Annotated in this window: 25 protein-coding genes and 2 pseudogenes; 5 read left to right on the forward strand and 22 right to left on the reverse strand. The window is 35.1% G+C overall.

Going from position 1 to position 26993, the window contains the following annotated elements; genetic code table 11:
* Window positions 1-34 precede the first annotated feature (34 nt).
* The 6 genes and pseudogenes from ACFVT8_RS06710 to ACFVT8_RS06735 form a co-directional block, all read right to left on the reverse strand.
* Window positions 35-1204 (reverse strand): class I SAM-dependent methyltransferase, encoded by a 1170-nt coding sequence (locus ACFVT8_RS06710; RefSeq protein ID WP_387082810.1) that lies wholly within the window; start codon window positions 1202-1204, stop codon window positions 35-37.
* Window positions 1205-1561: 357 nt separating this feature from the next.
* Window positions 1562-1725 (reverse strand): annotated as a pseudogene (locus ACFVT8_RS06715) (SRPBCC family protein); the annotation flags it as partial.
* A gap of 88 nt (window positions 1726-1813) precedes the next feature.
* Window positions 1814-2824: an aldo/keto reductase gene (locus tag ACFVT8_RS06720; protein ID WP_387082811.1), complete on the reverse strand. Its 1011-nt coding sequence runs from the start codon at window positions 2822-2824 to the stop codon at window positions 1814-1816.
* A gap of 562 nt (window positions 2825-3386) precedes the next feature.
* Complete coding sequence (locus ACFVT8_RS06725; protein ID WP_387082812.1) at window positions 3387-3539, reverse strand: hypothetical protein; 153 nt, start codon at window positions 3537-3539, stop codon at window positions 3387-3389.
* Window positions 3540-3989: 450 nt separating this feature from the next.
* Window positions 3990-4703, reverse strand: coding sequence for an SDR family oxidoreductase (locus ACFVT8_RS06730; protein WP_387082813.1), 714 nt, complete (start codon window positions 4701-4703; stop codon window positions 3990-3992).
* 32 nt (window positions 4704-4735) lie between these two features.
* On the reverse strand, window positions 4736-5290 hold the full coding sequence (locus tag ACFVT8_RS06735) for an NAD(P)H-dependent oxidoreductase (RefSeq protein WP_387082814.1): 555 nt from the start codon (window positions 5288-5290) through the stop codon (window positions 4736-4738).
* Between the two features lie 339 nt (window positions 5291-5629).
* Between ACFVT8_RS06735 and ACFVT8_RS06740 the strand changes: the two genes are divergently transcribed.
* From ACFVT8_RS06740 to ACFVT8_RS06750, 3 genes are all read left to right on the forward strand, one after another.
* A complete protein-coding gene (locus ACFVT8_RS06740; RefSeq protein ID WP_053485593.1) occupies window positions 5630-5968 on the forward strand; it encodes a winged helix-turn-helix transcriptional regulator in 339 nt (112 codons plus the stop codon).
* 776 nt (window positions 5969-6744) lie between these two features.
* Window positions 6745-7020: a YqhV family protein gene (locus ACFVT8_RS06745; protein ID WP_387083375.1), complete on the forward strand. Its 276-nt coding sequence runs from the start codon at window positions 6745-6747 to the stop codon at window positions 7018-7020.
* A gap of 769 nt (window positions 7021-7789) precedes the next feature.
* Window positions 7790-8110, forward strand: a complete 321-nt coding sequence (locus ACFVT8_RS06750; RefSeq protein WP_387083376.1) for a tyrosine-type recombinase/integrase — start codon at window positions 7790-7792, stop codon at window positions 8108-8110.
* Between the two features lie 181 nt (window positions 8111-8291).
* On the opposite strand, the gene trhO is transcribed toward ACFVT8_RS06750, so the two are convergent.
* Both trhO and ACFVT8_RS06760 read right to left on the reverse strand, forming a co-directional pair.
* The gene (gene trhO / locus ACFVT8_RS06755; protein ID WP_387082815.1) at window positions 8292-9233 is read right to left on the reverse strand and encodes an oxygen-dependent tRNA uridine(34) hydroxylase TrhO; all 942 of its coding nucleotides are present in this window, start codon (window positions 9231-9233) and stop codon (window positions 8292-8294) included.
* A 482-nt stretch (window positions 9234-9715) separates the two neighbouring features.
* The gene (locus ACFVT8_RS06760; protein ID WP_387082816.1) at window positions 9716-10240 is read right to left on the reverse strand and encodes an HIT family protein; all 525 of its coding nucleotides are present in this window, start codon (window positions 10238-10240) and stop codon (window positions 9716-9718) included.
* Window positions 10241-10580: 340 nt separating this feature from the next.
* On the opposite strand from ACFVT8_RS06760, the gene ACFVT8_RS06765 reads away from it, so the two are divergent.
* Entirely contained in the window at window positions 10581-10964 is a 384-nt protein-coding gene (locus ACFVT8_RS06765) for a winged helix-turn-helix transcriptional regulator (protein ID WP_387082817.1), read from the forward strand.
* Window positions 10965-11017: 53 nt separating this feature from the next.
* Here ACFVT8_RS06765 and ACFVT8_RS06770 read toward each other — a convergent pair.
* From ACFVT8_RS06770 to ACFVT8_RS06810, 9 genes and pseudogenes are all read right to left on the reverse strand, one after another.
* Window positions 11018-11863, reverse strand: a pseudogene (locus ACFVT8_RS06770) (aldo/keto reductase).
* 67 nt (window positions 11864-11930) lie between these two features.
* Window positions 11931-12725 carry an SDR family NAD(P)-dependent oxidoreductase gene (locus ACFVT8_RS06775; protein WP_387082818.1) on the reverse strand — a complete coding sequence of 265 codons (795 nt, stop codon included), beginning with the start codon at window positions 12723-12725 and terminating at the stop codon, window positions 11931-11933.
* Between the two features lie 149 nt (window positions 12726-12874).
* On the reverse strand, window positions 12875-13831 hold the full coding sequence (locus tag ACFVT8_RS06780) for an LLM class oxidoreductase (RefSeq protein ID WP_387082819.1): 957 nt from the start codon (window positions 13829-13831) through the stop codon (window positions 12875-12877).
* Window positions 13832-13876: 45 nt separating this feature from the next.
* Window positions 13877-14350 (reverse strand): tautomerase family protein, encoded by a 474-nt coding sequence (locus ACFVT8_RS06785; protein ID WP_387082820.1) that lies wholly within the window; start codon window positions 14348-14350, stop codon window positions 13877-13879.
* 11 nt (window positions 14351-14361) lie between these two features.
* A complete protein-coding gene (locus tag ACFVT8_RS06790; RefSeq protein WP_387082821.1) occupies window positions 14362-14841 on the reverse strand; it encodes a heme-degrading domain-containing protein in 480 nt (159 codons plus the stop codon).
* 678 nt (window positions 14842-15519) lie between these two features.
* Complete coding sequence (locus tag ACFVT8_RS06795; RefSeq protein ID WP_387082822.1) at window positions 15520-16248, reverse strand: DUF981 domain-containing protein; 729 nt, start codon at window positions 16246-16248, stop codon at window positions 15520-15522.
* A gap of 1283 nt (window positions 16249-17531) precedes the next feature.
* Window positions 17532-19688, reverse strand: coding sequence for an ATP-dependent helicase (locus ACFVT8_RS06800; protein ID WP_387082823.1), 2157 nt, complete (start codon window positions 19686-19688; stop codon window positions 17532-17534).
* Between the two features lie 370 nt (window positions 19689-20058).
* Window positions 20059-20556, reverse strand: a complete 498-nt coding sequence (locus ACFVT8_RS06805) for a DinB family protein (protein ID WP_387082824.1) — start codon at window positions 20554-20556, stop codon at window positions 20059-20061.
* Window positions 20557-21079: 523 nt separating this feature from the next.
* Window positions 21080-21424 carry a hypothetical protein gene (locus tag ACFVT8_RS06810; RefSeq protein ID WP_387082825.1) on the reverse strand — a complete coding sequence of 115 codons (345 nt, stop codon included), beginning with the start codon at window positions 21422-21424 and terminating at the stop codon, window positions 21080-21082.
* Between the two features lie 936 nt (window positions 21425-22360).
* Between ACFVT8_RS06810 and ACFVT8_RS06815 the strand changes: the two genes are divergently transcribed.
* Complete coding sequence (locus tag ACFVT8_RS06815) at window positions 22361-22696, forward strand: 2Fe-2S iron-sulfur cluster-binding protein (RefSeq protein WP_387082826.1); 336 nt, start codon at window positions 22361-22363, stop codon at window positions 22694-22696.
* 209 nt (window positions 22697-22905) lie between these two features.
* Here ACFVT8_RS06815 and ACFVT8_RS06820 read toward each other — a convergent pair whose 3' ends face one another.
* The 5 genes from ACFVT8_RS06820 to ACFVT8_RS06840 all read right to left on the reverse strand — a co-directional run bounded on the left by ACFVT8_RS06820 (window position 22906) and on the right by ACFVT8_RS06840 (window position 26824).
* The gene (locus ACFVT8_RS06820; RefSeq protein WP_387082827.1) at window positions 22906-23505 is read right to left on the reverse strand and encodes a nitroreductase family protein; all 600 of its coding nucleotides are present in this window, start codon (window positions 23503-23505) and stop codon (window positions 22906-22908) included.
* A gap of 570 nt (window positions 23506-24075) precedes the next feature.
* On the reverse strand, window positions 24076-24390 hold the full coding sequence (locus ACFVT8_RS06825) for a hypothetical protein (protein WP_387082828.1): 315 nt from the start codon (window positions 24388-24390) through the stop codon (window positions 24076-24078).
* Window positions 24391-24818: 428 nt separating this feature from the next.
* The gene (locus ACFVT8_RS06830; RefSeq protein WP_387082829.1) at window positions 24819-25637 is read right to left on the reverse strand and encodes an SPL family radical SAM protein; all 819 of its coding nucleotides are present in this window, start codon (window positions 25635-25637) and stop codon (window positions 24819-24821) included.
* A gap of 31 nt (window positions 25638-25668) precedes the next feature.
* On the reverse strand, window positions 25669-26202 hold the full coding sequence (gene adaB, locus ACFVT8_RS06835; protein WP_387082830.1) for a methylated-DNA--[protein]-cysteine S-methyltransferase: 534 nt from the start codon (window positions 26200-26202) through the stop codon (window positions 25669-25671).
* A complete protein-coding gene (locus ACFVT8_RS06840; protein WP_387082831.1) occupies window positions 26186-26824 on the reverse strand; it encodes a bifunctional transcriptional activator/DNA repair enzyme AdaA in 639 nt (212 codons plus the stop codon). Before ACFVT8_RS06840 ends, adaB begins: the two co-directional genes overlap by 17 nt.
* Window positions 26825-26993 lie beyond the last annotated feature (169 nt).

Consider the following 26993-nt stretch of genomic DNA (forward strand, 5'->3'; position numbering starts at 1 on the left):
TTTTCCCTCTCCTTGTTAAGGACATATTATCCTCTTATTCATACATATAAGAACGCGTCATAGGAATTGAATCATTAATGCCTTTTGTAAATACAAATTGATGTAAATCAATATTACCCGTAAAGAATGAAGCTGCACAGGCATTTAAATATAAGCGCCACATACGAATGAATCTCTCATCTTTAGTCTGACGAATTTCCTCTAATGCATTTTCAAAATTTTGAGCCCAATGTTGGAGGGTTTTACCGTAATGTCTGCGTAAGCTTTCCACATCAACAATATAAAATTGTTGGTTTGTCATATTGGTGATTAATTCGTTGACAGCGGGAACATACCCACCAGGGAATATATATTTTTCAATCCAGCCATTGGTAGCACCATTCGTTGGAGAAGTAATACAATGAAGCAGTGATACCCCGCCGTTATTTAATAAATTATTAACTGTTTCGAAGTATTCCGTGATGTGATCTTTTCCTACATGTTCAATCATGCCTACGCTAACAATTTTATCAAACTTACGATATTGAATATCACGATAATCAAGTAAAGATACTTCAACCAACTCAGTAAGCCCCTCTTGCTTAATTCGCTCAGAAGTCTTTGTATATTGCTCCTCACTTAAAGTTACGCCCATTGCTTTAACGCCATATTGCTTTGCAGCAGCCGTGATTAGTTCACCCCATCCGCAACCAATGTCCAATAAAGTATCACCTTTCTGAAGATTTAACTTCTTTAAAATATGCTTTACTTTATTATGTTGAGCTTTTTTTAGAGAACTATTATCGCTTAGAAAATATGCACAAGAGTATGTCATTGTTTCATCTAGCCACAGTTTATAGAAATCGTTCCCGATATCATAATGGTGAGCAATATCTTCTTTATTTTTTTGTTTTGAGAAATTCCATTTACTTTTGAAATATTGCAATTTACTATTACCTAAAAAACTATCCTGCTTTTTATAAATAGATTGAATTGCTTTTTCAAGGTCTCCTTGTATTTCAAGATCTCCATTCATATATGCTTCACCGAATGCGATAGAAGGGTCCTTTGCAATCTCTTTTTTTGATAGAGGCTTATGGAATGTTACATGAAATAGAGGTTTTCCTTCACCATATTGTAAGGTCTCTCCATTCCAAAGTGTAATTTGAACAGGGTCTGAAAAGAGATTTTTTAGTATATTTTTATAAAAAAATTCTTCAACCATTTAAACATCTCCTACTAATAAATTTAAAAAAACTACCTTGATAATCAATCTATTTAGAATTAGCTAATTATGATTGAAATGAAAGTAAGTTTATGTTTCTATAAGACATGGATTCCATCGTTTATTAAAATCAATTCATTGATCACCCGAATCAACACTGAGAATAATCCTCCATTATAATGCTTACAAGTAACAGTACCCCCACGGTGTACGAACTAAGTTTGTTACCTACCGATATCAGATCAATCTTAATATCAATACAGTACGCACTAAGACGAACAGCCAAGGCTTTTTTGAAAAAGCTCTTGGCTGCTGAAGCATCTTTAGATATAAAATTCAATATATCCGAGATTTAGTAATTAGTGTGAGTAGCCATGTAACCAGAAACGGTACCTTCATAATTGAATAAGTGTAGGCTCCTTATTGTTAAATGCTAATAAACGCTCTACAATCGTATCACGATCAGAATTAGCTAAATGATGCACGCGTCCACCCTCACTTACCTCACTGCTTGGTATATAAAGTTACCAGTTCTGAAGGGAGTCTCCTGGCCTGTTCAGGTGAAGCTCAAGTTTTAATAGATGTGTATTTGCCTTTTCATTACTCTTTTTATTTAAAATCGATTGGAAGTGGTGCATTAGGTGCTACTAGTTTTTGTACACGCATTTCTTCCCAGAATGCTGCCGGAATTACCGTGTTCAATGCAACTTTGTCTTCTGCAATTCGCTCTGGTTTACTTGCACCAGGAATGACAGCAGCAACTGCTGGGTTCGCCAATGAAAATTGTAAAGCTGCCGCCTTGATGCTAATTTGATGACGATCTGCAATATGTTTGATTTTCTCCACTTTTGCCATAATTTCTGGTGACGCTTTTTGATATTCGAAGTGAGTACCTCCCGCAAGAACACCTGAACTATATGGGCCACCAACGACAATGTCCATGTTATTTTTTTTAGCTGTAGGCATTACTCGTTGTAGCGCACTTTCATGATCTAATAAAGTGTAACGACCAGCAAGCAAGGATACATTAGGCTTTGCTTCCTCCAGGTCAAGCATGAGTTCAATTGACTCTACTCGGTTTACTCCAAGTCCCCACCCTTTAATGACTCCTTCATCACGTAAACGTGTGAGAACACGAAATGCCCCTGTTCGAGCAGTTTCAAATTGAGCAATCCATTCATCGCCATAAAAGTCTTGCGCTAAATCATGAATAAAAACAAAGTCTAGACGATCTGTTTGTAAACGTTTCAAGCTATCCTCGATAGAACGAAGAGTTGCATCAGCACTATAATCATTGATAATTTTATTCTTACGGCCGAATTCAAAAAGCCCACCTTTTTCACCTAAATCACGTGCAGATGGATCTTCCAATTCATCTGAAATAATTCGACCTACCTTTGTACTTAAAACGTACTCATCACGATTTCTTTTCGATAATGCTTCACCAAGACGAATCTCCGCTAAGCCAGAGCCATAAAGTGGAGCTGTGTCAAAGTAACGAATACCACTCTCCCATGCCGCATCTACAGTTGCTATAGCTTCTTCTTCCGGGATATTACGGTACATATTACCAAGCGGCGCAGTACCAAAACCTAGTTTTCCTTTCAGTATATCTCTCATTTAAAGAATCCTCCTAAAAATTTATAGTAAGAATTGGATTGAATAGTGTGAATAGATATAAAAATCAATGCTGAATGATATTTCATCACCCGACATGATAAATCGTTTAACAAGAAAAAAGTACACACGATAAAATACCTTATTACTCATTTCCGTCTTACAAGTGTCATTATGAAATATATTTAACACGATGAAAAGTACGTACTTTAAAGTGCTTTAGAAACAAAAAAGTACCCATATCGTAAAGGAAGGAGATAATGTAGTTCTTCTTAAGGTCACAATGTTCCACCTAAAGTCGAATATTTACTTACCGAGGATGTTGGACTTAGCACAGTAAAGTTGCCATTCCTGTAATCACATACATTACAATTTCAACTCTAGAAAGTTTTCTTTCTAACCTGTTATTTTTCAGTTGACTGAAATATATAGCTACATATTCATTGTCTATTTATAGGGAATAATACCAGAGAGAGAAATTTCAATAATATTCGAAAATTGTTAACTAACCCATTAATGTAATTGACGGTCTTCTATTTTAGATAATCACACAAATCGTAAAGCATTAGATCCGTAATCCTAGGCCCTTCATATATTCTGAAATCTTATTAATATTTCTTCGATAAACGTTCTTCGAATTTTGTGACCATACACTAACCAGTTCTTGATCTAGATAAGCTTCTTCCAAAGTGCTTTTTTCTGTGATCGTGTTATTCATAATAAATCCCTCTTTCCTTAAAATTACACGAAAAAACCCCAAGTTAAAGACAAATTAACGTTTAGAAAATTTGTCTTTAACTTGGAGGGGTTCCCTTGTTTATATTAGATCGAAGTAATCATGGCATATATGGATTATTTGTCAATTAAAAATGGCGTTTTTTCCATTGATTGTTGTTTTTACTGTCCTTTGATAATAAATAAAGTTTATTCTACAAACATTTGTGAAAGATAACTTTTAAATATAATATTCGTGTTTTATTTAATCTATGATGTGTTCAACTGATGGGCGAATAGCATTTTCACCACTTCAATACGAATGTTTAGGATTGTTTATCGCAAAATAGTTCGTTAATTATCTTTCTATCAGAGATGCCTTTTTTTAAAATGTTTTGCTCTTTATAATGAATTTAATCAGGAGCTAAAAATCGAATAAAACCTTGTGCATGTCTTAAGTTAAAATGTGACCGCCTTCTACATGAAGAACGGTTCCAGTCACGAAACTATTTTGTAGCAAGTATAGTACGCTTTGTGCAACATCTTCAGCTCTTCCTATTCGTTTCACAGGGAGTTTGTTTTCAACTGAATTATAGAAGTTATTACGTGCTTCTTCTGGCATTTTGCTACGGGAAGGTGTATCAATTATACCAGGTGAAACGATGTTTACTCGGATAGGAGCAAGTTCTAAAGCCAAAGTCTGGCCTAGATTCGAAATAGCCGCATTGACTGCACCTAGAATTGCTGAGCCAACCATAGACTTGTAGGCTACAACCCCTGAGAATAAAATGATTGAACCGTTTGGTAAAATTTTTGATGCACCGTATTTCGCTGCATAATATTGTCCCCAGAATTTGTTTTCAAACAGTTTCCGGGCTTGAGCTGTATCCGTTTGGAGGAATAACCCGCCGGATGTTTCTGCAGCGCTTACTACAAGATGATCGAACTGGCCAATCTTTTCAAAGAAAGATTGTACTTGCTGTTCTTGCGTTGTATCTAGAATATAAGCCGTTGCTCTAACTCCTAGTTGCTCTTTTGCATTCTGTAATTTATCTTCGGAACGGCTGGCAATGATTACTTCTGCCCCTTGAGCTATTAGCTGTTTAGCTAATTCCAAACCAATTCCTGAGCTTCCGCCGATAATTACAATTTTTTTATCTTTTAACATGTTTTTCTCTCCTTATACGTTAACTTAATAGATTAAAAATTCAATATCTCTTGTAGGTGTAAATCAAGTTCGGATACAAACTTTTCAACTTTCGGATTTTTGACTACATCATAACAAGAGAAACTCTTTAAAGGTTTCATTCCGAGAAATTTCTGTATTCGATGTAAATGAATTAATGCATCTTCTAGGCTGCTCCCTTCAAAAAATTGACTTGGATCGTTAAATGCTTTTTCATGAGCATTCCAGGTAGTCGAAAACATATATTTCTTTTCAGTTAACAACCCGCCTTTTCCATACTGATCAGCACCCCTAAAAAATAAACCATAAGTAAATACTTCATCCATATACGTCTTCAATAAGCCAGGGACGCTGAACCAATAGATAGGTGTTTGGTAAATGATAATATCAGCCCATAAAAATTTTTGTTGTTCTTCTTCGATTTTATATCCGTTTTGAATTATTGTTGTTTTTACATTGTTCTTCTTTTCACTTAAAAAACTGACCATTTTGTTCATCAATGTTTGGTTCAAATTCCCCTCTGCTGAAATATACTTCTGATGACCGTTAATAATAAGTATATTTTTCATCTTTATCTAGCTCCTTCAATTCTGTTATCTCTAAAAAAAACGCCTAACGCCTAGAGGGTAACCGATAACCCTACTGCACTTAAGTTAAAAATCAAATCATTTGCTACATCTGGAATAAAGCAATGAGTTAAACAACGGTAGCTTGTTTCGTTGATTTCTTGCAATAATTTTTGATCAACTCCTCAATAAGGGATGAAATTATAAGTACAACGATATTATAAATATAGTAGCTTCATTTATGGAAGTAGTGATATTTAATTCATAAAGTTTCTAAAAGTATACTATTGTTATATGATAAGATAAATTTAGTAAAAAAATTTTTTAGGGAGGATGTTTCAGATGAGTGTTATTGAGCCAGTAGTGTTGACCAAAGGTGCACCAGGTGAGACTTGCCCGATTGCTAAAACGCTTGACGTGATTGGGACTAAATGGACTTTTTTAATTATTCGCGATCTACTTATAGAAGGAACAATGCGATTCAGTGACCTATTGAAGTCAATGAATGGAATTAGCCCGAAAACACTTTCACTCCGTCTTAAGACACTAGAAGATCATGGCATATTGAATAAAAAGGTATTCCCGGAGGTTCCCCCTCGTGTGGAATATACGTTAACAGACAAAGGAAAACAATTGGAAGGTATTTTCATTGAATTAAAGAGATTTGGATTAAATTTATAAAATAAGTCCTTCTTTAAATTTTGGTAAGTTAATTATGAATCATATCAGAGCTTTTTTTATTTTTAAATCTATTTCTCAGGCTATGAACTATACAAACTACGCTATCACGGCATATTGATAGTAATGTAAAGCTATTTTAGCCTTACACCTCCGAATTTTGTTACTTAGGGTCACTCCTATCCCAAGTGACCCTTTTTATTTTTTCTTTCCTCAAACTGTTCATTAACACTTGTTTAAATTTATTTAAATGAACCAAGGCAGCTTCACTTTTGTCTTTTATTAGATTTTGCAAGATCATAATCAACACCTTTTTAAAAATTCAGGGTATCAAATTTATTACTTGTCGCTTCTTCAATCCTTTAGTAATCTTTTCTCAGTCAATTCAACAATATATAACAAAGTTTCCATTGGTTCTATATAATGTGTAAAAAAGAGTCGAACATACAAATTTGTATGTTCGACTCTTCAAGTATGCCCGTATTAGAATCATTTTGGGTTCAGGTTCAATTGAGATATTTGTAAAGCCTTTAGTATTTTATAAAATGCACATATACTATTTCCTTTTAAAAACAGAAAATGGATATATAAAACTGATTCTATTAATAAATTCTTTGAACATTTATCTAGAAAATCACTTATTAATTAAAGCATAATATAACAAGAATATTTGATACAAATCATACATATATTGATTTTAGTATTTCATTAAAATAGAAGACTATAATTAACTTAACATGGATTTTTAATATATGCGAAAATTATCTATAAAAGATAGGATGATGACTATTATTGAAAAATCGGTTCTTGCTATGGTTATATTACGTGTATTGTCTGGAAGTATTGAAGTAAGTGCTGGATTGTTGATGCTAAAGTTGAATAATTTAGAAAAAGCATTCTATATTAATACAATGCTTGCATTGGTTGGTCCAACAGTTTTAATCGTAACGACAGCAATTGCATTATTTGGACTAGCTGATAAAGTTCCTGTGACGAGAATCATTTGCCTATTTACGGGAATAACACTTATTATTATTAGCTCACATGTTAAGTAATATGGACATTTCATTCTTAATCCTTGCTAAACTCTTTATTACAAACCTCACATTAATTAGCCGTAATTTTTTGTCCTTTCTAAAAAATATCTTTTTGATTATTCTTCCTAATAGTGTTCATTAGTTTGCTGTAGCGTTTGACGACGCTGCGTTTTTTTTTATGTATAAGTAACCTCTATCTGTATCTGCTTAAATTTAAATTGAGTGTATCGCACGCAATTATTTGGATGTGGCGTTGGTTGACCGTCACATCCTCCCTCATTCAGGATCACCTTAACTCAGTGACCCTTTTATAATTTCTATTCTCAGATTGTTTAGTAACATTACACTGGATCAGGTAGTTTTCTATTAAAGTTGTTTTGTGTGCTTTTTGGCTATCTAAGGTTGCTTTTAGAGATATTAATTCGCCTCGATTCTTCTCTAGTAATGCGAGATTCTCTTGTGCAACCGATTATGCAATACTTCGAATATGAGCATCCCTATAGTAAATCCAATAAAGGTACTTAACCAACCGCCAGTTTCAATTGCTTCTGGGAAAAATTCGAAACTAATTAAGCCCAAGATAATACCTGCACAGAGTCCATAAATGATATCTATCTTCTGTTGCAATCCCTTAAAAAGCCAAGCTATCGTTCCACCTAAAAAATATCCCTGAAGAAGTACATAAAAAACCTAGTAGCCACATTCCACATTATCACCTTTCAATGGTTATAATTAGTGGTATGATTAAAACTAACTGTTTTTAGCACACCAGTCATTAGTTCCTCTTCTGGCATCCTATAAAGCTTCTTTAAGCTCATATCAAAATTTATCCAACAGAACCTGTTTTTCTAAAAAAAATCGTAAAGCATTAAATACGCGGGGGTTACATGTCATCTTTAACGATGTTTTGAAAAAGGCAGGCCTCCCACCTACCCGCTTCACGCTACATCATTTCCGACATACTTTTGCAACATTGTGTTACAGCAAAATAAAGAAAACGTTGATTTGCAAACACTTAAAGGATTACTCGGCAATAAAAGTATTGAATGAAGAAGAATTACTGGCTAAATTTTTTACCAATTACACACTCCGCTTACAATTAAAATAGGGCTTGTATCCCTAAGTAAAATTAAGTGAAAAAAAACCGATAAACCCTTATATAAAGGTTCACCGGCTATATAGTAATATAGATTGATCTGAATAAAGCAATTATACAAGAATCAAGAATGGACGTGAACGTCATTGTGTTTAAACAATATTAATTCCTGCACTCGCACAGCTTTTCATGCTTATGCTTGTAACGCCTCAATTGTTTGCGCTACTTGCTCTTCTGTTAAATTGTGACGCACGATGTAGCGGTTACGCGCATGCTTTGTACATTCGATTGTACAGCCACCTAAATGCTTTGCTTCATTTTCTTCAGATGCGATGATTTGCTTGTTACATTCAGGGTTTGCACAGTTAATGTAACGTTCACAAGGTTCACTGTCATAGTGATCTCGACCGATAATCACATGCTCTACTTGATTGATTGGCACCGTTAAACGCTCATCAAATACGTACATTTGACCGTCCCATAATTGGCCTTTCGTAACAGGGTCTTTTCCGTATGTTGCAATACCGCCATGTAATTGACCGACATCGCCAAAGCCTTCACGTTTCATCCAGCCCGAAAACTTCTCACAACGAATCCCACCCGTGCAATATGTTAAAACATTTTTCCCTTCGAACAGCTCGCGGTTTGCACGTACCCATTCCGGTGTATCACGGAAGTTTTCTACATCTGGTCGAATCGCGTCACGAAAATGGCCGACATCGTATTCATACGTGTTACGCACATCTAATACTACTGTATTTTCATTTTGCATTTCAGCAAGGAATTGTTCTGGTGACAGGTAGCGACCTGTTAATTCATGTGGGTTTACGTCTTTTTCTAAGCCTAAGTTTACTAACTCAGGACGTGGGCGTACGTGCATTTTTTTGAATGCATGCCCATCGGCCGCATCAATTTTGAAGACAATGCCTTCAAACAATGGGTCTGCTTGCATATTTGCCATGTATTGCTCAGTTTGCTCAATCGTACCTGAAACAGTACCATTAATGCCCTCAGTTGCTACTAAAATACGACCTTTTAAACCGATTTCTTTACACATGGCTAAGTGTGTTGCTGAAAACACAGCTGGATCTTCAATCTCCGTGTAATGGTAATATAATAATACTTGATAATTCATTGTTTCCACCTATCATTTCATATATTTGCAGGATATACCTGATAGTGTCTTTTACGACTTATTAACCATACAGGATATTTATTTAATATACTATCGGTAATTAGACTGAAATAGGTATAAAAATTGTTTTCAAAGAATTTGTGAGTGGTCAGCGACACTTTTTTATTAAAAAGTGTTATTCCACAATCCCGTTTGTGGAAGACAAGTTAAACAACACTCTTAAATTATCTTGCTCTGTTAGTTGAAAAAGAATCCAGTCCATAACACTTAAGTTTGGACCCTTTTAAACAAAAAAGGTATCCTCCTCATATGAGATGGATACCTCAGACTGTAGTTGTGATTTTCTCCAGGTGATAAAATTTGGACTCATTATAACCCATCTTTTATAATTGCTGTGATTGTTTCTTTTGATGTCCTAATAAACTTTTTTTGATTTTTTTAATACTAAGTAATCAATACCTAGTTCTACTTCTTCGCCACGCTTATGTAAAAATGCAATCGGCATCACTATTATTATCCCCTCCCCCTTCTCCCTTATAGTTTTCACTTATCCACGAACGCAACTTATCTGCATAGAAAGGACGTTCATCTGGTTCAGTGTAATAGCCTTTGGTTAGGTATAGGTTATCGTTTTCATATCTTGGATAAACGTGAAGATGATAATGCCACACATCTTGATTTCCAGCAGGTTCATTATGTTGTCGAGTAGAAACTCCATTACAACCATATGTATTTTTCATCGCAAACGCTGTCAATTGAGCAGCACGATGAATTTCAGCAGCTATTTCTGCTGGAAGCTCATATATATTCTCGAAGTGTTCGTTAGGAACAACGAGAACATGCCCCATGTTATTAGGCCACCACTTGCTTGCGATAAACGCTGTTACGTCTTTATTCTGATAAATAATGTCTCTTTGTTTCGTTCCCTTATTTGGTTTTTCTTTACCCGATACTACCCGACAAAATGGGCATTCGTACTCTTCAGGTTTATGTGAATATAATTTCATATCTCGTTATCACTCTCCTTTGTATTCTCTGTTCCTTTTACTATCCTTTAAAACTAATAATAATCATCTCAAATATCCTTTATTTCTACAATTAGTTATTCAAGAATATGGCTCTTTAGATGAAGAAAGACGCATTCCTTACTAAAGAAATGCCCACCAAAACCAATAAAATATTCTGCAATCATCGATATCAACGCAATGACAGAGGCAATTGGAAAAAATCATTTTTAATAAAGAGATATATCCTTTGATTTTTATTATCCTGTGTAGTAATATACATACATGCCTAAAAGATATGTAGAGTACTTTTAGTTACTTTTAGTATTACAGGAGGTTTACAATGCAAAAAATTTATAATATTGGTGTTGAAGCTACGCTTGAAGTCATTGGTGGTAAATGGAAACCAGTCATTCTTTGTCATTTAAACCACCATGGTAAAATTCGAACAAATGAATTTCGTCGATTAATTCCAGGAATTTCACAAAAAATGCTTACAAGTCAATTAAGAGAATTAGAGCAAGATGGATTAATCCTTCGAAAGGTTTTCAATCAAGTACCGCCGAAAGTTGAATATTCCTTAACGCCCTATGGACAAGGAATGGAACCTATTCTGAACATGCTTTGCACTTGGGGCGAAAATCATGTTGAAGTATTACAGGATAAAGGCGAAGATGTAATTTTAAACCACCGTGATGATGATATAGCCATGCAGCAAACATCTTAATGAGGGAAAAAGAGACTGTCAAACACAAGACAGTCTCTTTTCATTTTTATTGCTTATAGAGCAAAATCGTATTCATCTGGATTTGGTCCAACACGTTGTTCAAGGTTCATGGCATTGATTATAGCCATTTCTTCGGTTGTTAAATTAAAGTCAAAAATATCGGCATTTTGCATCATGCGTTCTCTACGTACAGATTTTGGGATAGTGATGACTCCATTTTGTATATCCCAACGTAAAATAACTTGAGAATTTGATTTCCCATATTTTTTTGCTATTTTTGAAATGGTTTCATCTTCAAGAAGTCCACCTTGCATTAAAGGTGCCCATGCTTCAAGTTGAATTTGGTGTTTGTCACAGAATGAACGAAGCTCGACTTGTTGTAAGCGTGGGTGAAATTCCACTTGATTCACAACAGGTTTAATACGAGCAAATGATAATAAGTTTTCTAAGTGTGCAACAGTGAAGTTACATACACCAATTGCTTTGATCTTGCCTTGTTCATATAGGTCTTCAAGAGCTTTCCAAGATTCAGCATATTTATCTTTCCCAGGCCAATGAATAAGATAAAGATCTAAATAATCTAACCCTAGTTTTTCTAGGCTCTCTTCATATGCAGCGATAGTTTCATCATAGCTTAATGCGTCGTTCCATACTTTTGATGTAATAAACAAGTCTTCACGTCGTAAGCCAGTAGACCCTAGCGCTTGTTTAATACCTTCTCCTACACCTACTTCATTACCGTAAATAGCAGCTGTATCAATGCTTCGATACCCGACCTAAATGGCGTTTTTTACCATTTCTGCAGTAGCATCATTCTCTACTTGAAAAACACCTAAACCCATACCAGGCATTTGTAGGCCGTTATTTAATGTGATTGTATCTTGTAAATGATTAATCATTTTTTTCCTCCAATTGTTTTCATGATTACTTTTTCATTTTGATGCCCTGATAGGATTTGAAACCCTCTTAAAAGACACTACGTACTAATCCCCCATCAATTCTCAACGCAGATCCATTTATAGCAGAAGAAAGAGGACTACTTAAAAATGTAACGAAATTAGCAATTTCCTCTGGGCGAATAAGTCGCTGTATAATAGAAGTAGGCCGATTTTCTTTCATAAATCGCGCTTCAGCTTCTGCCATTGACAAATTTTCATTAGGATAAAGGGTATTTAGCATCGTTTCTACGCCTTCTGTTAAAGTAGAACCTGGCATAATCGTATTGACGGTAACATTGGTTTCTTTCGTCAGCTCCGCTAAACTACGAGAAAGAGAAAGCTGCATCGTCTTTGTCGCACTATAATGTGCCATTTCTTGTGATGGCATAATGGCTGCTTCACTCGCAATAAATATAACTCTTCCTTCCTTTTTTTGAATCATTTGATTGAGGTACCATCGCGTAAGTCGAACTCCACTCATAATGTTGACCTCAAACATCTTTAACCATTCTTCATCAGAGATGTTAAAATATTCTCTAGGCTCAAAAATCCCTAGGTTGTTAATTAGAATATCTACTTCTTGGAACTCCTCTATAGCCTTTTGGCAACCTTGAGCTGTTCCTAAATCAGATACTAATGATTGGAGGATCGCTTCAGGATATTGTTCTTGAATTTCTTGAATTGTTTGTTGAACTTTCTCTTCATGGCGTCCATTAATTATGACAGTAACACCCTCTGCTACTAATGACTTTGCAATGGCTTTTCCAATTCCTGCTGCAGACCCCGTAACTAGTGCCGTTTTCCCTTTTAAATTCAGAAACATAATAAATCCCTCCCAATGTAGTTTTGTAAATAATTAATTGCAATATACGCTTAATAGTATGGGGTTTCCTCATTCTTTTAAACAGTTTATTAATAAAGAAGGAGTGGATAGGAAATTTCTCCTGACACTCCACTCCGTTGTTACATTCTCTACTTGATAGCTGGAAAATGAGGCAATACCTCTTGACCGAGCTCATGAATAACTTCTTCGGCTGGTCGTTTACTATCAAATAGCGCAAAGAAAAGATGATTAACACCGATTTCCTTATAGATGTTTAATAGTTCTATTAATCGATTTCGACCTACTCGGAAACCCAAACGAATTGGTGTAGGCATTTCATTGGGATCTTCTGACAAATCCAAATGCATAGGCTGAGTAAATGGCTTGAAAACTCCAGGGCAATATTGTTCTACAAGTTCTCTCCATTGTCGAATCGTCTCGGCTTGAAGATGTGGCATTCTTGGATAATACATCCATCCGTCACCATTTTTCGCGAACCATTCCATTGATTGCTGTGAGTATCCTGTAATCATGGTTGGGATTCGCTTCGTTGGTTTTGGTACTAAATTACTTCCTTGAATATCGCCTAATGATGAACGAATATAAGGAAACTCTTCGTACAACACTTGATTTAAATACTGAAATGCTTCAATGAATCGTTGACCTCGATCTTCATGATGAATATTTAATCCATGGAAATCGGCCCTTCGATCGCCAGATGAAACGCCCATAATTAAGCGTTCTGGGAATAACTGATCAATCGTAGCTATTTCCTTAGCCACTCGTAAAGGATGACGTAAGGAAAGAACAATCGCAGACGTTCCTAAGGCAATTTCTTTTGTTTGGCTTGCTAAATAAGTTAAATAAATCAGCATATCGTAAATTTGACCTACTGCTGGGTCACCAAAAGAAGGATCCTCTAATATCACATCACGAAACCATAAACTGGTAAATCCGTAATTCTCGGCTAATTGCGATAATTCTACTTGCTTTTCCATTGTCGGCGTGTCAAACCTATAATTTTCTAATGGAATGTGGAGGCCTAGTGTTAGTTCACCTTCTTTATACATTCGATTATAGCTACGGTAATTAGAAAATTCACTCATAACTATTCTCCTTTCTACTTACTTAAAATTTTTAATTAGATTTTTTTAATATGTTCTACTTTTTGAAAGAAAGTCTTTATTTGCTCCCGTTATCCCGCTTTGTCCCCAGTTTCCTGGAATCATTTCACGAATGACGATTAGTACCTTATCCATCGGGGCGTGGGTAAATTTGGATGTTATTTGTGTAAGCTGATTAACCCATTTATCCTTTATCACTTGATCAAATGTATCCCATATATCAATCGCGATTATAGTCATTCCATCTACATTACTTGCCTGTTTTTGATAAGACTCTTTAGTTTCCCAATTGACAACTCTACTTTTCTCAGCAAAGTTAGTATCATTTGCTACTGCCCCAGCTTTTCCCCAATTTTCTTTAGCAAGTTCATGTATTACGATCTGAATTTTGTCAGGGACAATCTTTAATAATTTTGTTGTAAGTTCAGTTACAGAAAAAATGTAGTCCTTTTTTTCTTCCTTTGACATAGTTGGCCAAGTTTTTAGTTCAATTAATGGCATAGTATCCTCCTCTAAAACTGTTTATTTAAATAATTTTTAATTGCTTTTACCACCAATTCATGATCTTCCTCAGGTGTTAATCCTGATACCGTTATCACTCCGATGGCCCCTACGTTTTTTATTTTGATGGGAAATGCTCCACCGAATGCAGCGTATTTTGAAGGATCTAAACGGTATTCTACATGATGTGGAATTCCATTTAACTCACTTTGTATCTGCATATAATAGGAGCTATGATTATGCAATGAAACGACTTGTTTTTTGCGCTCAATCCATATAGTATTTTCCTCTGTCATCCCCGACATCTTAAAATGAAACAATTGCACACCATTTTTAGTGATATCAACAGCAATTAATTTCCCCTTTTGCTTCGCTATTTCAACAATTAATAAACCTAATTGAAAGGCATCTTCATTTGTAAATGTAGAAAATTGAAGCGTTTCCTCCTCTAATATAATTCTTTTTGTTTTGTCTAAACTTGAAATACTCATATCTTTAACCTCCGTACAATCGTCACTATTTTGTTCTTTATCCCTAAAGCCATACTTCAACTAATAAGGATAGCTCCCCGTTCCCTATAATACATATAAGAAAACTGAGTTTTAAAGGGGAATAAACCAATATTTATAAACTACTCTTATAGCTAAAGCATAAAGACTATGGATCTTTCTCCATTCTTTTGTCTTTTAAAAACACTGTCAGAAGAATATCTACAAATGTATTATAAGAAGTGTGCTTAATAAAAGTAAGTACGCACTTTAAAGTTTTATAGTAATCAAAAAGTGATTTAGGCACTTTAAAGTTCCTATCCAAAAACTTTATTTTTTAGGGAAAAGAACAAGCCTAATCTTTTTACAAATGCTTATCCTTTTTAGAATTACTTACTTTTACAAGCAAACAATGACCCTATTTTTTCTAAAGTTTACGAATGGATTGTTAAACCTTAAAACAACAGACCTTGGAAGATGGGGTAAAATATCTGTGTTATCTGTTCAAAAAACATCAACAATCGGCCCTTTTATGAAATAAGATGTATGTTTTATAATCAACTTTATTGTTAATTAAACTACTTATGTAATAACTTTTTTATCACACCACAGGAAGGAAAATTAAAAAAAACCATTTGAATTAATGTTCAAATGGTTTCTTTATTGTAGATTATTATCAGGCTACTTGGGCATTGTATTAACAATCAATCCGATATGTGTAAAGTAGTTCATAGCGCCAAATAGAACAAAGACGATACCTGCAATTGTCCAAAGGAATTTAATAACTTTAGCAAAGTTCGGATTTGCGTTTTTGTTTAAGGCAAATGGAAGTAATACTGCTCCAATCCCTATAATCGCGAATAATAAAGACATAAAAGTAGCTTCAATCATTGGATAATCGGCAAAAGCTCCTGATATTGGTTCTTCTGGAGGTGCTGCAAATAATTGGAATTTAATACCTGCACACGCAATTGAAATAAGTGCTAATCCCATTGCCGCAGCAAAATAAGATAAAGGTTTTATCAAGTATGGCAATTCTTTCTTTAAGGTATTTGAAACTATTTTAGAATCGTCCATATTCATTCCTTGTCTTAAATATAGATTAGATTTTCTCCATAATAAGATGGATACAGCCATAAGTAGAATACCAAATGCGAGGGAAGGCTCGCCAAATATAATATCATCAAATGGGAATCCAATCTTCGACAATGGCCAGGTAAAGCTCATATGAGCTCCTGTTATTGTTAATATAAACCCTGGTATTCCAAAGCCTATTGCCCACCCTTCTAATTGTCCAACTTTTTCTTTAGCTAGATGGGAAGCAAATCGAAGTATTAATAATAAACCAATGCCGGTTGAAACCGCCATAATAGTGTTATAGACTTCTGTTACTGACCAATCGATAACCATATATAAAACTCCTTTCTATATATCTCGAATTTGAGATGTTTTGTTTACGAAATAAATCATATTCCTTTGTCACAAAGTTGTCAACAAATTAGTTTTGGTTTTTTCTTTACCTGAAACCGAAAGAAAATTCGAAAGTTATAAACTTCTTCTCATATAGAGAAAGCCTTATTTAGATACATAATGGTGAATTTTTATATTGAAAAATAGGACTTATTAATATTTTTATTTTTCTTAACGGTGTAGTAAAGTTGTCTTCAATTCTTCATTCTTAGTACGCAATTTTACATAGATAACCATGTAGTTTAGAAAATTTTAACGGACATTTAAATTTCTTCGCTTTTTATTTGAACTTATAAATTTTGATAATATGATGATTGCTTAGAATAGTAATTTTTTTAGTCACATGATTGAATTAATTGTATCTATTTACAAATAAACTCATAGCGACGACATTACTATTTGAATAATAATTCAGACCTAAGTCTGAAGACAGGAAACGAATAATAGTTGTATTATTTCATTTATAATTTTTAGTTATAAAAATATAAGGAGAAATTCTAAACAACTATTACGTAGTCTAAAATTAAAATTTAGAAAAGCGATCCATTACTCCCTTTTCCTCCAACAAGTTGTTCATGTTCTTCCAGAAACCATTGATCTGTTGTCACATTGTTAGTGGCTCTTTACCTCTACTAATTGTTTTTTATTCTAAAAAAAGTAACCACTCGATTGAGAACATTTGCTTTAAAAATAACGCTATGAGGCGCATCGAAATTCCGTTATACGTACCGATGCCCATCTCGATCGCTCTCACAGCGCAAAAAAAAGCTACGGAAGACACTAAATAAAGATAGTAATTTTTAGTAAATAGTTCGGCATTTTAGAACAATTCAAAAAGTCCTGCTATATAACATAAATCAAGAGAAATATTACTGAGGCTCCCTATTAAAACAAAATGCTTCAAACTTTAACAATTGAGCATTGTATATAGTATCTTTCTCTATTTATAGCTATACCAACTTATTAGTCCCGATATTTATGTTGAAATAATCTCGTTACGATTTTAACTCCTTCAGGTACTAAATGAACGCCATCAGGTTCAAAATATTCCGGATGATTAATCGCTGCGGAATGCCAATCAATAAATGTGGTATAAACTAATATTTCCATTTGACGGAAAGTACATGATGAGCAATGGCGTTTATTTTTCTATCAAGGAACCCCTACAAAATAGCACTACTATAAAAGAAAGCGTATTCGAAAATATCCCGAATACGCTTCATTTAATCTTCCATTGTTTCTAAATAGCCTTGTTGTAAACATGTATCCGTCAAAAACTTCTTAAGCCCTGTAGCAAATGACAATTCAATCGTGCTACTAGTAACGGATAATATTTCCCCTTCTCCAAAGATCACATGATTTACTTTTGAGCCAACGATTAACGCTGACACGGTTGTAATCGTCCGTTCATTTCGGTATCGCTTCAGTGCTTTACTCGAACTTTTAGCCGCTTTAATTGGCATTTCTTGCGGTGTGACGATTTGTTTTAACACCTTCAAGAAAATCGATGGCACCACACTTGTTTTAAAACGCTTACTATACGAAATTAGTTCCAAATGGCGAATCGCACGCGTGATACCGACATAAAAGAGTCGCGTTTCTTCCTCGATTTCTTCTTCTGCCTCACTTGGTATAATCCCCTCAATCAAGTCAATCAAATATACACGGTCAAATTCCAATCCTTTTGAACTGTGCAATGTTGTCAGTGTAATTGCATTCATTTCATTTTTTATATGAGACGATCGTGCTAAAATTTCAAGCTGCTTCAAACGACCCGCAAATTCAGTCATCGTCCGCGTATGACGAGCAATTAAACCAAGTACATTCACAATATCTAATAAATTTTCATAATTAAAACCGAGTTTCTCACTCATTTTCTTTAAGGTACGTTCATAACCAAAGTCATATCGGATATGCTCTAGCATGGCTGTTGGCGTCGTTTTATCAAATTGAATGCAATCATACGTTTTGCGAATCCGCTTAATATATTCGGGCTGATAATCTTTTAACTCAACATGCTCTAGCAACTGTGTGAATACACAGCCATCCCCCTGCACTTTCTGTAGTGCCTTAAATTGCGTTGGTGTAATATAAGCATTCATTTTTGTATAAACTTTTTCAAATACCGTGATATTTTTTGTATTATACGCTAGACGCATAAAGTTCATAATATCCTCCACGACCCAATGCGTGAAAAAGCGAATCGTGGAATCTTTCATATAGAAAGGCAAGCCTGCTCTGTCAAATGCGTCCATAAGAGGAATGGCTGACGTATTATTTCGATATAAAATAGCCGTTGAGTCACTCTTAGGCAGTTTCTTCAACTGGCCCACTAAATATTTGGCCTGTAAATTGTAATTCTCTAGGATCTTAAACGAAATTGGCTCTGCTGCAGGATTTTCTGTAAACATTTGTTTGTTATAACGCTTTTTATTTCGCTGAATGAATATATTGGCTGGCTCTACAATCGTTGCAGATGAACGATAGTTTTGCGTCATAAGTAAAACCTGCGCCTCCGGATATATCTTTCGGAAATTCAACAAATAATCTGGCTCTGCACCACGCCAGCTATAAATGGACTGATCCTCATCTGCAACGACGCATAAATTTTGATGGACTGCGACGAGCTTCGCGATGATCGCATGTTGAACTGGCGATGTATCCTGACTTTCATCTGTTAAATAATAATCGTAGCGGCGTTGGTATTGTGCTAAAACCTCTCGATTTTTCGTGAAAATATCATTCGCCATTAATAGCATATCGTCAAAATCAATTAACAAACGGTCACTACCTGTGCGTTTATATTCCTCATAACGCTTAAAAATCTCAACTTTTCTTGGTACCTTTACTTCTGCAATTGCCCATTTCTGTTCTGGCAGCATTTTATTTTTGATAAACGTTATGTACGTCAGTAGCTCGTCTAACTGATCTTCGGTAATTTTCGAGCCATTTAATTGTTCAAAAATCTCGCGAAGCACTCGTTTTTTTGAAACAACACCAGACTTATCCGATTCTTCAATGATTCCGTACGAAATGCCCTGACGTTCAAGTGTCTGTCGCACAACTTGAAATGCTAAACTATGAATCGTCGAAAAATCAACCGGTGGCAAATGCGGGAAAAACTTTACAAACCGTGACTTCATATCGCCGGCCGATGCCTTACTAAACGTAACAGCCTTTATGCGAGAAGGATTCACACCAAGCGCTTCAATCATATAGCCAATACGCATAATAATCGTCGTCGTTTTTCCTGAACCGGGAGATGCCAATAGTAACAGCGGGCCATTCGTTTGCAACACCGCCTGCGTCTGCACATCATTTAGACAAACGCCAAGTGAACGCTCCTTTTCTTCAAAAAACGCTTTTTGCGTTCCATTCATATCAATCGCTCCGTTCCAAAAAATCTATACTCTATTATACCAAATGATGAGGATTCATCCGAGGAGAGCAGCACTTGTAAGCGTCAAATAGCGCCCACCTGTTGTTTAAGGGGCGCTACTGTTATCATAATTTAAATCATTATTTGCACCTTAAAGATAGTCAGAATTCTCCCTGAGCTGAGCACGCTGCAGTGTCCTGCACATCGATTAATGGTAATTGCTCTAGTGTATTGAATAACTTTTTTACAACCAATATTGATCAAAGTTTTTTGATATAACTGTCCAAGTTATTTACAAGTGACATACATCTGCATTAAATATGAGATTTTATACATAAGTCCATTACACTTAAAGGCTCTAGATACTTTGTTCATCGGGCTTTCTCATCTGCCGAGGGACCGTAGATGCCCGGCACCGAAATATCAAGTAGACGCAAGTATACCCCGAGTTGCGCCCGGTGATGGATCATGTGGTTTAATCCGAAGGTGCGTAACGCAATTGCTCGTACCTCACTGCGGATAATTTGGTCACCGTGGCGCAGTGTCCATTCCTCACTGAGCGTTTTCTCGTCACATTCAGCCAGCAAATTTTTCAATTTGCCGACGTTTGAGTCAAACTCATCCAGAATGTCAGATTGTTTTTCCAAAGGCTTCCGTTGCAGCGGCACGGTCGAAAGATCAAACTCTTGGTACTGAAGAATTGCAATTTGCCAGTTCAGCAAATTAATCAGGTGCGTGGCCAGCTCGCCAAGCGTCATTGATTTCTCATGCGGTCTCCATGAAATATGCTCCTCGGGTAAGCGTTCCAAAATGCGACGAGTAGTAGCCAATTCATACGTTGCGTCACCGACGATCAATTGTTTAACCATAAATTCCCCTCCTCCTTATGGTTAGCATACTATAAATTCCATTCGAGTAGAAAGCTCTCAGGTAAACGGACTATGAAAGTGTATATTATTGAGCTATTTTGCCCTAGGTTAAGTACAACCACTTTTTTCTCAGCTATTTCAGCTATTTATTAAAACAAATTCGACCATTGTTCTACTTCGGATATTCCTGTTCTAAAATCGTAGTATTTATTTTTTAACAAACAAGTATAGTGATTCATTAACAACCAGCTAAGTTCATCTCTCTTATGAATAATTTTTATCAATATTGGACAAATCTACATTAATAATTAGAACGAACAATTCCCTTTTGAATGATAAATTATAGGAAAACCATCCGATAATTAGAATGTAATGACCAAGGAATTAATATTATGTAACAAAAATTATTTGGCGTTGGGGATGGGCTTGTATCGTAAAATACTCATATGTACATTGACATATCGTATCAATAAATATCAAAAAGCATAAGCTTTTTACGCCTACGCTTTTTCAAAAATTAATGTTAAGACAACGTCGTTATTCTTTTACAAGCTATTTTTGCTGCTGGAATCTGAACACCAGCACCAAGTGCTGCTTCTACTGATTCTCCCCAAGAACCACTGCTAGCCTTTATTTCGTTCCCTGCTGTCAAAACTCCCTCTGCTACAATTTCAACACAATCATAATAGTCTGGATTAGGATTACTTTCAAGATACTGTGCAGCTAATTGGTCTGCTTTCTTTTGTATTGAAAGTCGACCTTGTTCAGCTAATGAACTAAAAACACTCTCAGCTTGCCCACCAAAATGTACTATTTCGTCGTTAATGTCTTGTCCAGTACGATGTATTTCTCCCATTTCAGATGACATATATAGTCCCCCCAATCCTTGAAATTTGAACTTTTTAAGTTCACAAATATTTTATCCAACTGAGATTGATCTTATCCATCAACAACTATTTCTTATTGTTTAATCACTTTTAAGGTGTCCGTAGATTCATGTCCACATACAATATGAGTCTAATCTTTACTTCGATGTCAAAAAAGTTTAGATTTTAATGTTTTCTTTTATTCCTCAATTAAAACTTCCTTTGCTGTTGATTCTCAAAAATGTTAAACGCTATAAAGTGAATCTAGATTGTGTAACACGTACCGTTGCGCATCTCAATCGATTTCACAGCGCAGAATGACCTAATGTTTAAATTAAAAGCAAAAACAGGTCTAAAACGTTCTGAAATTGTTTCATTAACTTGAGTACAAGTTGATTGGAACCTTCATCAATACTCCGCTTCTGGCATTGAATTAAGCAATATTGTTTTGCTCGAAAAAACAGTTTTTAGAAAACAGCCTTTATTATTTACGTTTAATTAACTTTCAAATACAATATTCGTGTTTTATTCGATTATTGAAGTATCTCGTTGATGGAAGAATAGCGTTTTTAGTGTTTAAACACGAATATTTGGAGTGAATTTGTGTGAAATAGTTAATTTATATTTTGATAGGATTTTTGTAAATAGGGGTCTATAAAACTTTCCTTAGTTTTTAGCCATTTCTTAAGGGGATGGCTTTTTCTTAATTTACTACATTTTATAGTTGTAATGTTTGCAAACCCCTAAGTATATCCGTCTTATGGTTATCCTTCATATGACTTCCCACAAACCGATTTCCTCACTAGGTAAATTTTTTTATGCTTTCACTAAATGAATGGTTTCTAAGTATGAGAATAGCCTTATCAATACAAACTGATAGTAACATTTACTTCGTTAACCACATCAATTAGGAAAATTATGAAGGGAGTATACAATTGATGCCATTTGTCACCGTATTTGGAGGAAAAACATTTGAAGTAGAGGAAGGAAAAAAATTAGTTTTAGCACTTGAAGATAACGGTATAAGTATATTTCATCAATGTGGTGGAAAAGCAAAATGTACCACTTGCAGAGTGGAGGTCTTAGCTGGGGAATATAAGGATATTTCGAAAATAGAAAAAAATGCCTTCGTGATTAAAAATATTGATGAGAATTTATATGAAGACTGCTTACGGCTATCTTGTCAGATTCGCGTCATTGGAGACATTACAATTAGACCTATTTTAATTTCTGAAAATACAGAGGATAATAGAGGTCCAAGACCATCAGATTAAATAACTAAATTTGAGGTATTTTAGTTTGGCCAATATTTCATTTTAAAAATTCCTTACACATTAATTTTGATCTCTATAATAAATATAAGCAAGCATTAAAAACGCGGTCTTAAAGTGTAAGATCCGCGTTTTTAAGTATGGTAAAATGTTTGACACTACTGTATCTACAGAAGTACTGGCTTGGTATATATCGTAAAAATAGCAGTTAATTACTTGTGAAATTTAATTCGATCTTCGAGTGGACGGAATTCTTTTTCACCTGGTGTTACCGTTGGATTACCAAAGGGCATTTCCGCAATAAGCTTCCAATTATCAGGGATATTCCATTCTTTTTTCACTTCATTATCAATTAGTGGATTATAATGTTGTAATGAAGCTCCTAATCCTTCTGCTTCCAATGCTGACCACACAACTAATTGGTGCATACCTGATGCTTGATTTGACCAAATTGGGAAGTTCTCAGCATATGAAGCAAATTGCTCTTGAAGCGATTTAACTACCGATTCATCTTCTAAGAATAATACCGTACCATAACCTGCTTTAAAGGAATCCATTTTTTGTTGAGTTCCTGTAAAATCTCCATCTCCAACCACTTTTCTTAATACTTCAGTTGTGATGTCCCACAACTTATTATGTGCCTCACCTGATAACACAACAATACGTGCAGTTTGAGAGTTGAATGCTGACGGAGTATATTTCACAGCAAATTCTACAATTTCTTTAATTCTTTCATCCGATATTTTTACCTCTTTATTAATTCCGTAGTAAGTACGTCTTTCTTTAAGTGTAGTGTAGAAATCTTTTGTCATAATTTTCTTCCTCCTAATTGATTGAAATTGTTGTTTATACAAATTGTTCTGTCGTATATCTTTTGTTTACGGGTATACTCCAGTACATATTTAGTGATCATGAAAATATGTTAACCAAACAAACGGTAGAGTATTCATTAGAGTATTCAAATATCTGTGGATATAAAATAGATTCCTGTAAGAACGATGATAAACTCCATGTCTATATGACATTAACAGATCTAAACCAGCTATTTGCCTTATCCCATGATGAACTTTTTCAAAGGAACAAAAAAAGCTTCTTGTCCATAATGGACAGAAGCTTAGTTAACCGAAAGCCTTTAAAATCTCTCTATTATTGTGTAACGCTTAATTTGAAATGTCTAAGTTTAAATTATTACCAAAGCCATGATAAAGTTCGGTTCAAGGCACGACAATAGTACGCATTACACCGTCCCCATTGCCTAAATTAACTCTTTTTAGTGAATACTAAATTATAATAGAATCAATTGTTATGAATGCATTCTGATAAATAAATTTTTTCCATCAGAACTCTCTCATTTCATAGCAATTGTTTATTTGTATATATTATTATTTTGATGAACTACCAGTTGATTGATTAATGGCTGTATTTTGTAATGACTGATTCATTTGTTGTGAAGATTGATTTGCTTGTTGTTGAGGTTGACTCGATTGTTGTGAAGTTTGGCTCATTTGTTGTAAAGGCTGAGACATTTGCTGCAATGGTTGTGCCATTTGTTGTATTGGTTGCATCATTTGTTGAGCATTCTGTAGATTTAATTTATTCGAAATATTTTTTGTGAACTGTTGAAGAGTACCATTTTGAAATCCTTTAGCTACCCCAAATATAACAGCTCCCAATACACCCCATGTTAGAAATCTCACTAATAAAAACTCCTTCCATAATTTATTATTATTTTAATACAGGCTTAGTATTGGAAATCGAGCTAATATTATACTGAACATTTTTTTGTTATTTTCGTGTATTTCGAAACTTTAAAGGCATTAGAACATTACCGTTATATCCACATTAAGAATAGTTACTCTCTGACTAAACTAGTTTCACGTAATTGATTTTAATAAAACTAAATTTACTTTTTTTACAATGATAAAAACACTATAAAAGCGTATCGGGATTCAGTAACACGGAGGGACAATCTAATTTTCTATATGATTTACTCGGTGGACACCCACCAAAAATACTTGGTGTATCACTTTGAAATAGATGCATGCGGTACCCAACAGGGTGAATGTCTTTTTCTATTTTCAGCACTTTTTCCATTATCTTAATACAAGCAATTACTTCCTATTTTTTACGGCTCAAACCCAGCCCGGCTTACATAAACGTGATTTTCCGGAAAGATTTCAATAAATCGGTTATACACTTTATTGATTACATGTGGTCCATACCATTCTTCTAAACCTAGTTGGGCATATTTTTTCTCAATACCAAGTTTTCTTGTGCGTTTTCCACCACTGCCATCGCCCATGAAGTAGTCATCCATACATATCCGATCGACGAATGGCTTCAATTTCTCAGGAAAATATTCCCCACTCGGTAATATGGGGGCTATAGCAACTTGGGTCGGTATTCTCGCAGCTGCTAATTTTTCTAATGTCTTAAAGCGTGCCTGGATTGGAGGTGCCTTTGGTGTAAAATGTTTACGTATCGTTTCCGAATCGGTCTCTATTGTCATACTTACTCGAACTTTATCTTTAAAATGTTGCAGTAAATCGATATCTCGGCTTACAAGTGGGCTTCTAGTTTGTACTAATAGGAAGTCAGGGGGATCTTCTACCATAACTTCTAGTAAAGATCGCGTCACTTTTTCCTTATGCTCTATTGGTTGATATGGATCTGTACTTGATGACATAAAAATGGTTACATTGCCTTTGGCTTTGGCGCGATGAAGTTCCTTTTTTAATAAATTCGTAGCTCCGTTTTTAACATCGACCCAATTTCCCCATTCCCCTTCTCGAAAAAGAGATACGGGCATTTCACGTACATAACAATAGGAACAACCAAATGAACAGCCTGTATAAGGATTTAGTGAATGAGTATATCCAGAAAGAAAGCCAGTCCCTTTATTCAGAATGCTTTTCGGATTTTTATAGAATATTTCACTTTTCATGACGGAACCTCCATTCAATGTACGGCATTAATTACTCATTGCTAGATGATGCTCGCTTTTCTAGATCCAGGAGCTGTGTCTTCATTTCTAAACCGCCCCGATAGCCAGTTAATGAACCATTCTTTCCTATTACACGATGGCACGGTACAGTAATTAATACCGGATTAGCCCCAATAGCCGCTCCTACAGCACGAACAGCTGCTGGTTTATTTATATCATTTGCAATGTCGGAATAGGATTTCATCTGTCCATAAGGAATTTCACAAAGTGCATTCCAGACTGCTAGCTGAAATTGTGTACCTACGTACTCAATTGGAACAGTAAAGGTTTTCCGCTTTCCTTCTAGATACTGAGTGATTTCAACGACATAGGGTTCAAGCTTTTCATTATCTTCAACAAGAGGACTTCCTGGAAAGCGTTTCTTAACCCATTCGAACAATTCCTCGAATGGTTTGTTCTGTGAACCTACAAACACAATTCCCTTTGAAGTTGAAGCAATATAAAATTTCCAATCCTCAAACATTAGTAAAGTCCAAAAAAGCGTTGGTTTATTCTTTGTTTCCATTGTACTTTTCCTCCATTTTACTCATTTGACGAAATTGCGCTGGTGTCTGCCCAGTTTTCTTTTTAAATAAAGTAATAAAATATGGCGCGTTAGCCATACCCACACATATGGCGATATCTCCAATCGCTTTATTTGTCTGAGTCAAATACTGTTTAGCCGCGTGTACTCTTACTTGTTGTATATAGTCAACCGGCGTAATGCCTTTAATCTTTTTAAATGTACGATGCATATGATACGGACTCCCGTGACAAATAGTTGCTAACGATTCTAGTGTTAATTTCTCTGTAAAATTTTTATCAATGTATTCAGTAATTAAATCTACCCACTCGCTATCAGGCAAATTTTCATTTGTGGGCTTGCACCGTTTACAAGGGCGAAAATTTGCGCGGAGAGCTTGTTCTGCGTTTGAAAAAATGCATACATTTTCTTTTTTCGGAACGCGAGATTTGCAGGATGGTTTACAGAATATCCCTGTCGACTTTACTGCGTAGAAAAATTGATTATTGTACGCTGCATCATTATTTATAATTGCTTGCCACTTTTCATCTGTTATCATTTCTACATCATTCGAAATTTTATGATCATGACGCTCTTTATGTCCGTTATTGATACTATCCAACATATATCTCACCTCTACTTACAATATACTCCCTATTAATTCAGAATGTACAATTCTGGTAATGGAATAGCAAGATATTGAAGTTTAATTTTTATCCGGCATTAACGGGCTTTAAGACTCCCACCTCAAAACTTAAAGAAATCGGAGAAATTTAGGTGGGAGATGAACAGCC

The sequence above is a fragment of the Lysinibacillus sp. NPDC058147 genome, assembly GCF_042884205.1.
Taxonomy (GTDB): Bacteria; Bacillota; Bacilli; order Bacillales_A; family Planococcaceae; genus Lysinibacillus.

Coding starts and splice junctions, on each gene's coding strand:
- ACFVT8_RS06710 (WP_387082810.1), bottom strand. CDS start 1,204: ATGGTTGAAGAATTTTTTTATAAAAATATACTAAAAAATCTCTTTTCA.
- ACFVT8_RS06720 (WP_387082811.1), bottom strand. CDS start 2,824: ATGAGAGATATACTGAAAGGAAAACTAGGTTTTGGTACTGCGCCGCTT.
- ACFVT8_RS06725 (WP_387082812.1), bottom strand. CDS start 3,539: ATGAATAACACGATCACAGAAAAAAGCACTTTGGAAGAAGCTTATCTA.
- ACFVT8_RS06730 (WP_387082813.1), bottom strand. CDS start 4,703: ATGTTAAAAGATAAAAAAATTGTAATTATCGGCGGAAGCTCAGGAATT.
- ACFVT8_RS06735 (WP_387082814.1), bottom strand. CDS start 5,290: ATGAAAAATATACTTATTATTAACGGTCATCAGAAGTATATTTCAGCA.
- ACFVT8_RS06740 (WP_053485593.1), top strand. CDS start 5,630: ATGAGTGTTATTGAGCCAGTAGTGTTGACCAAAGGTGCACCAGGTGAG.
- ACFVT8_RS06745 (WP_387083375.1), top strand. CDS start 6,745: ATGATGACTATTATTGAAAAATCGGTTCTTGCTATGGTTATATTACGT.
- trhO (WP_387082815.1), bottom strand. CDS start 9,233: ATGAATTATCAAGTATTATTATATTACCATTACACGGAGATTGAAGAT.
- ACFVT8_RS06760 (WP_387082816.1), bottom strand. CDS start 10,240: ATGAAATTATATTCACATAAACCTGAAGAGTACGAATGCCCATTTTGT.
- ACFVT8_RS06765 (WP_387082817.1), top strand. CDS start 10,581: ATGCAAAAAATTTATAATATTGGTGTTGAAGCTACGCTTGAAGTCATT.
- ACFVT8_RS06775 (WP_387082818.1), bottom strand. CDS start 12,725: ATGTTTCTGAATTTAAAAGGGAAAACGGCACTAGTTACGGGGTCTGCA.
- ACFVT8_RS06780 (WP_387082819.1), bottom strand. CDS start 13,831: ATGAGTGAATTTTCTAATTACCGTAGCTATAATCGAATGTATAAAGAA.
- ACFVT8_RS06785 (WP_387082820.1), bottom strand. CDS start 14,350: ATGCCATTAATTGAACTAAAAACTTGGCCAACTATGTCAAAGGAAGAA.
- ACFVT8_RS06790 (WP_387082821.1), bottom strand. CDS start 14,841: ATGAGTATTTCAAGTTTAGACAAAACAAAAAGAATTATATTAGAGGAG.
- ACFVT8_RS06795 (WP_387082822.1), bottom strand. CDS start 16,248: ATGGTTATCGATTGGTCAGTAACAGAAGTCTATAACACTATTATGGCG.
- ACFVT8_RS06800 (WP_387082823.1), bottom strand. CDS start 19,688: ATGAATGGAACGCAAAAAGCGTTTTTTGAAGAAAAGGAGCGTTCACTT.
- ACFVT8_RS06805 (WP_387082824.1), bottom strand. CDS start 20,556: ATGGTTAAACAATTGATCGTCGGTGACGCAACGTATGAATTGGCTACT.
- ACFVT8_RS06810 (WP_387082825.1), bottom strand. CDS start 21,424: ATGTCATCTGAAATGGGAGAAATACATCGTACTGGACAAGACATTAAC.
- ACFVT8_RS06815 (WP_387082826.1), top strand. CDS start 22,361: ATGCCATTTGTCACCGTATTTGGAGGAAAAACATTTGAAGTAGAGGAA.
- ACFVT8_RS06820 (WP_387082827.1), bottom strand. CDS start 23,505: ATGACAAAAGATTTCTACACTACACTTAAAGAAAGACGTACTTACTAC.
- ACFVT8_RS06830 (WP_387082829.1), bottom strand. CDS start 25,637: ATGAAAAGTGAAATATTCTATAAAAATCCGAAAAGCATTCTGAATAAA.
- adaB (WP_387082830.1), bottom strand. CDS start 26,202: ATGGAAACAAAGAATAAACCAACGCTTTTTTGGACTTTACTAATGTTT.
- ACFVT8_RS06840 (WP_387082831.1), bottom strand. CDS start 26,824: ATGTTGGATAGTATCAATAACGGACATAAAGAGCGTCATGATCATAAA.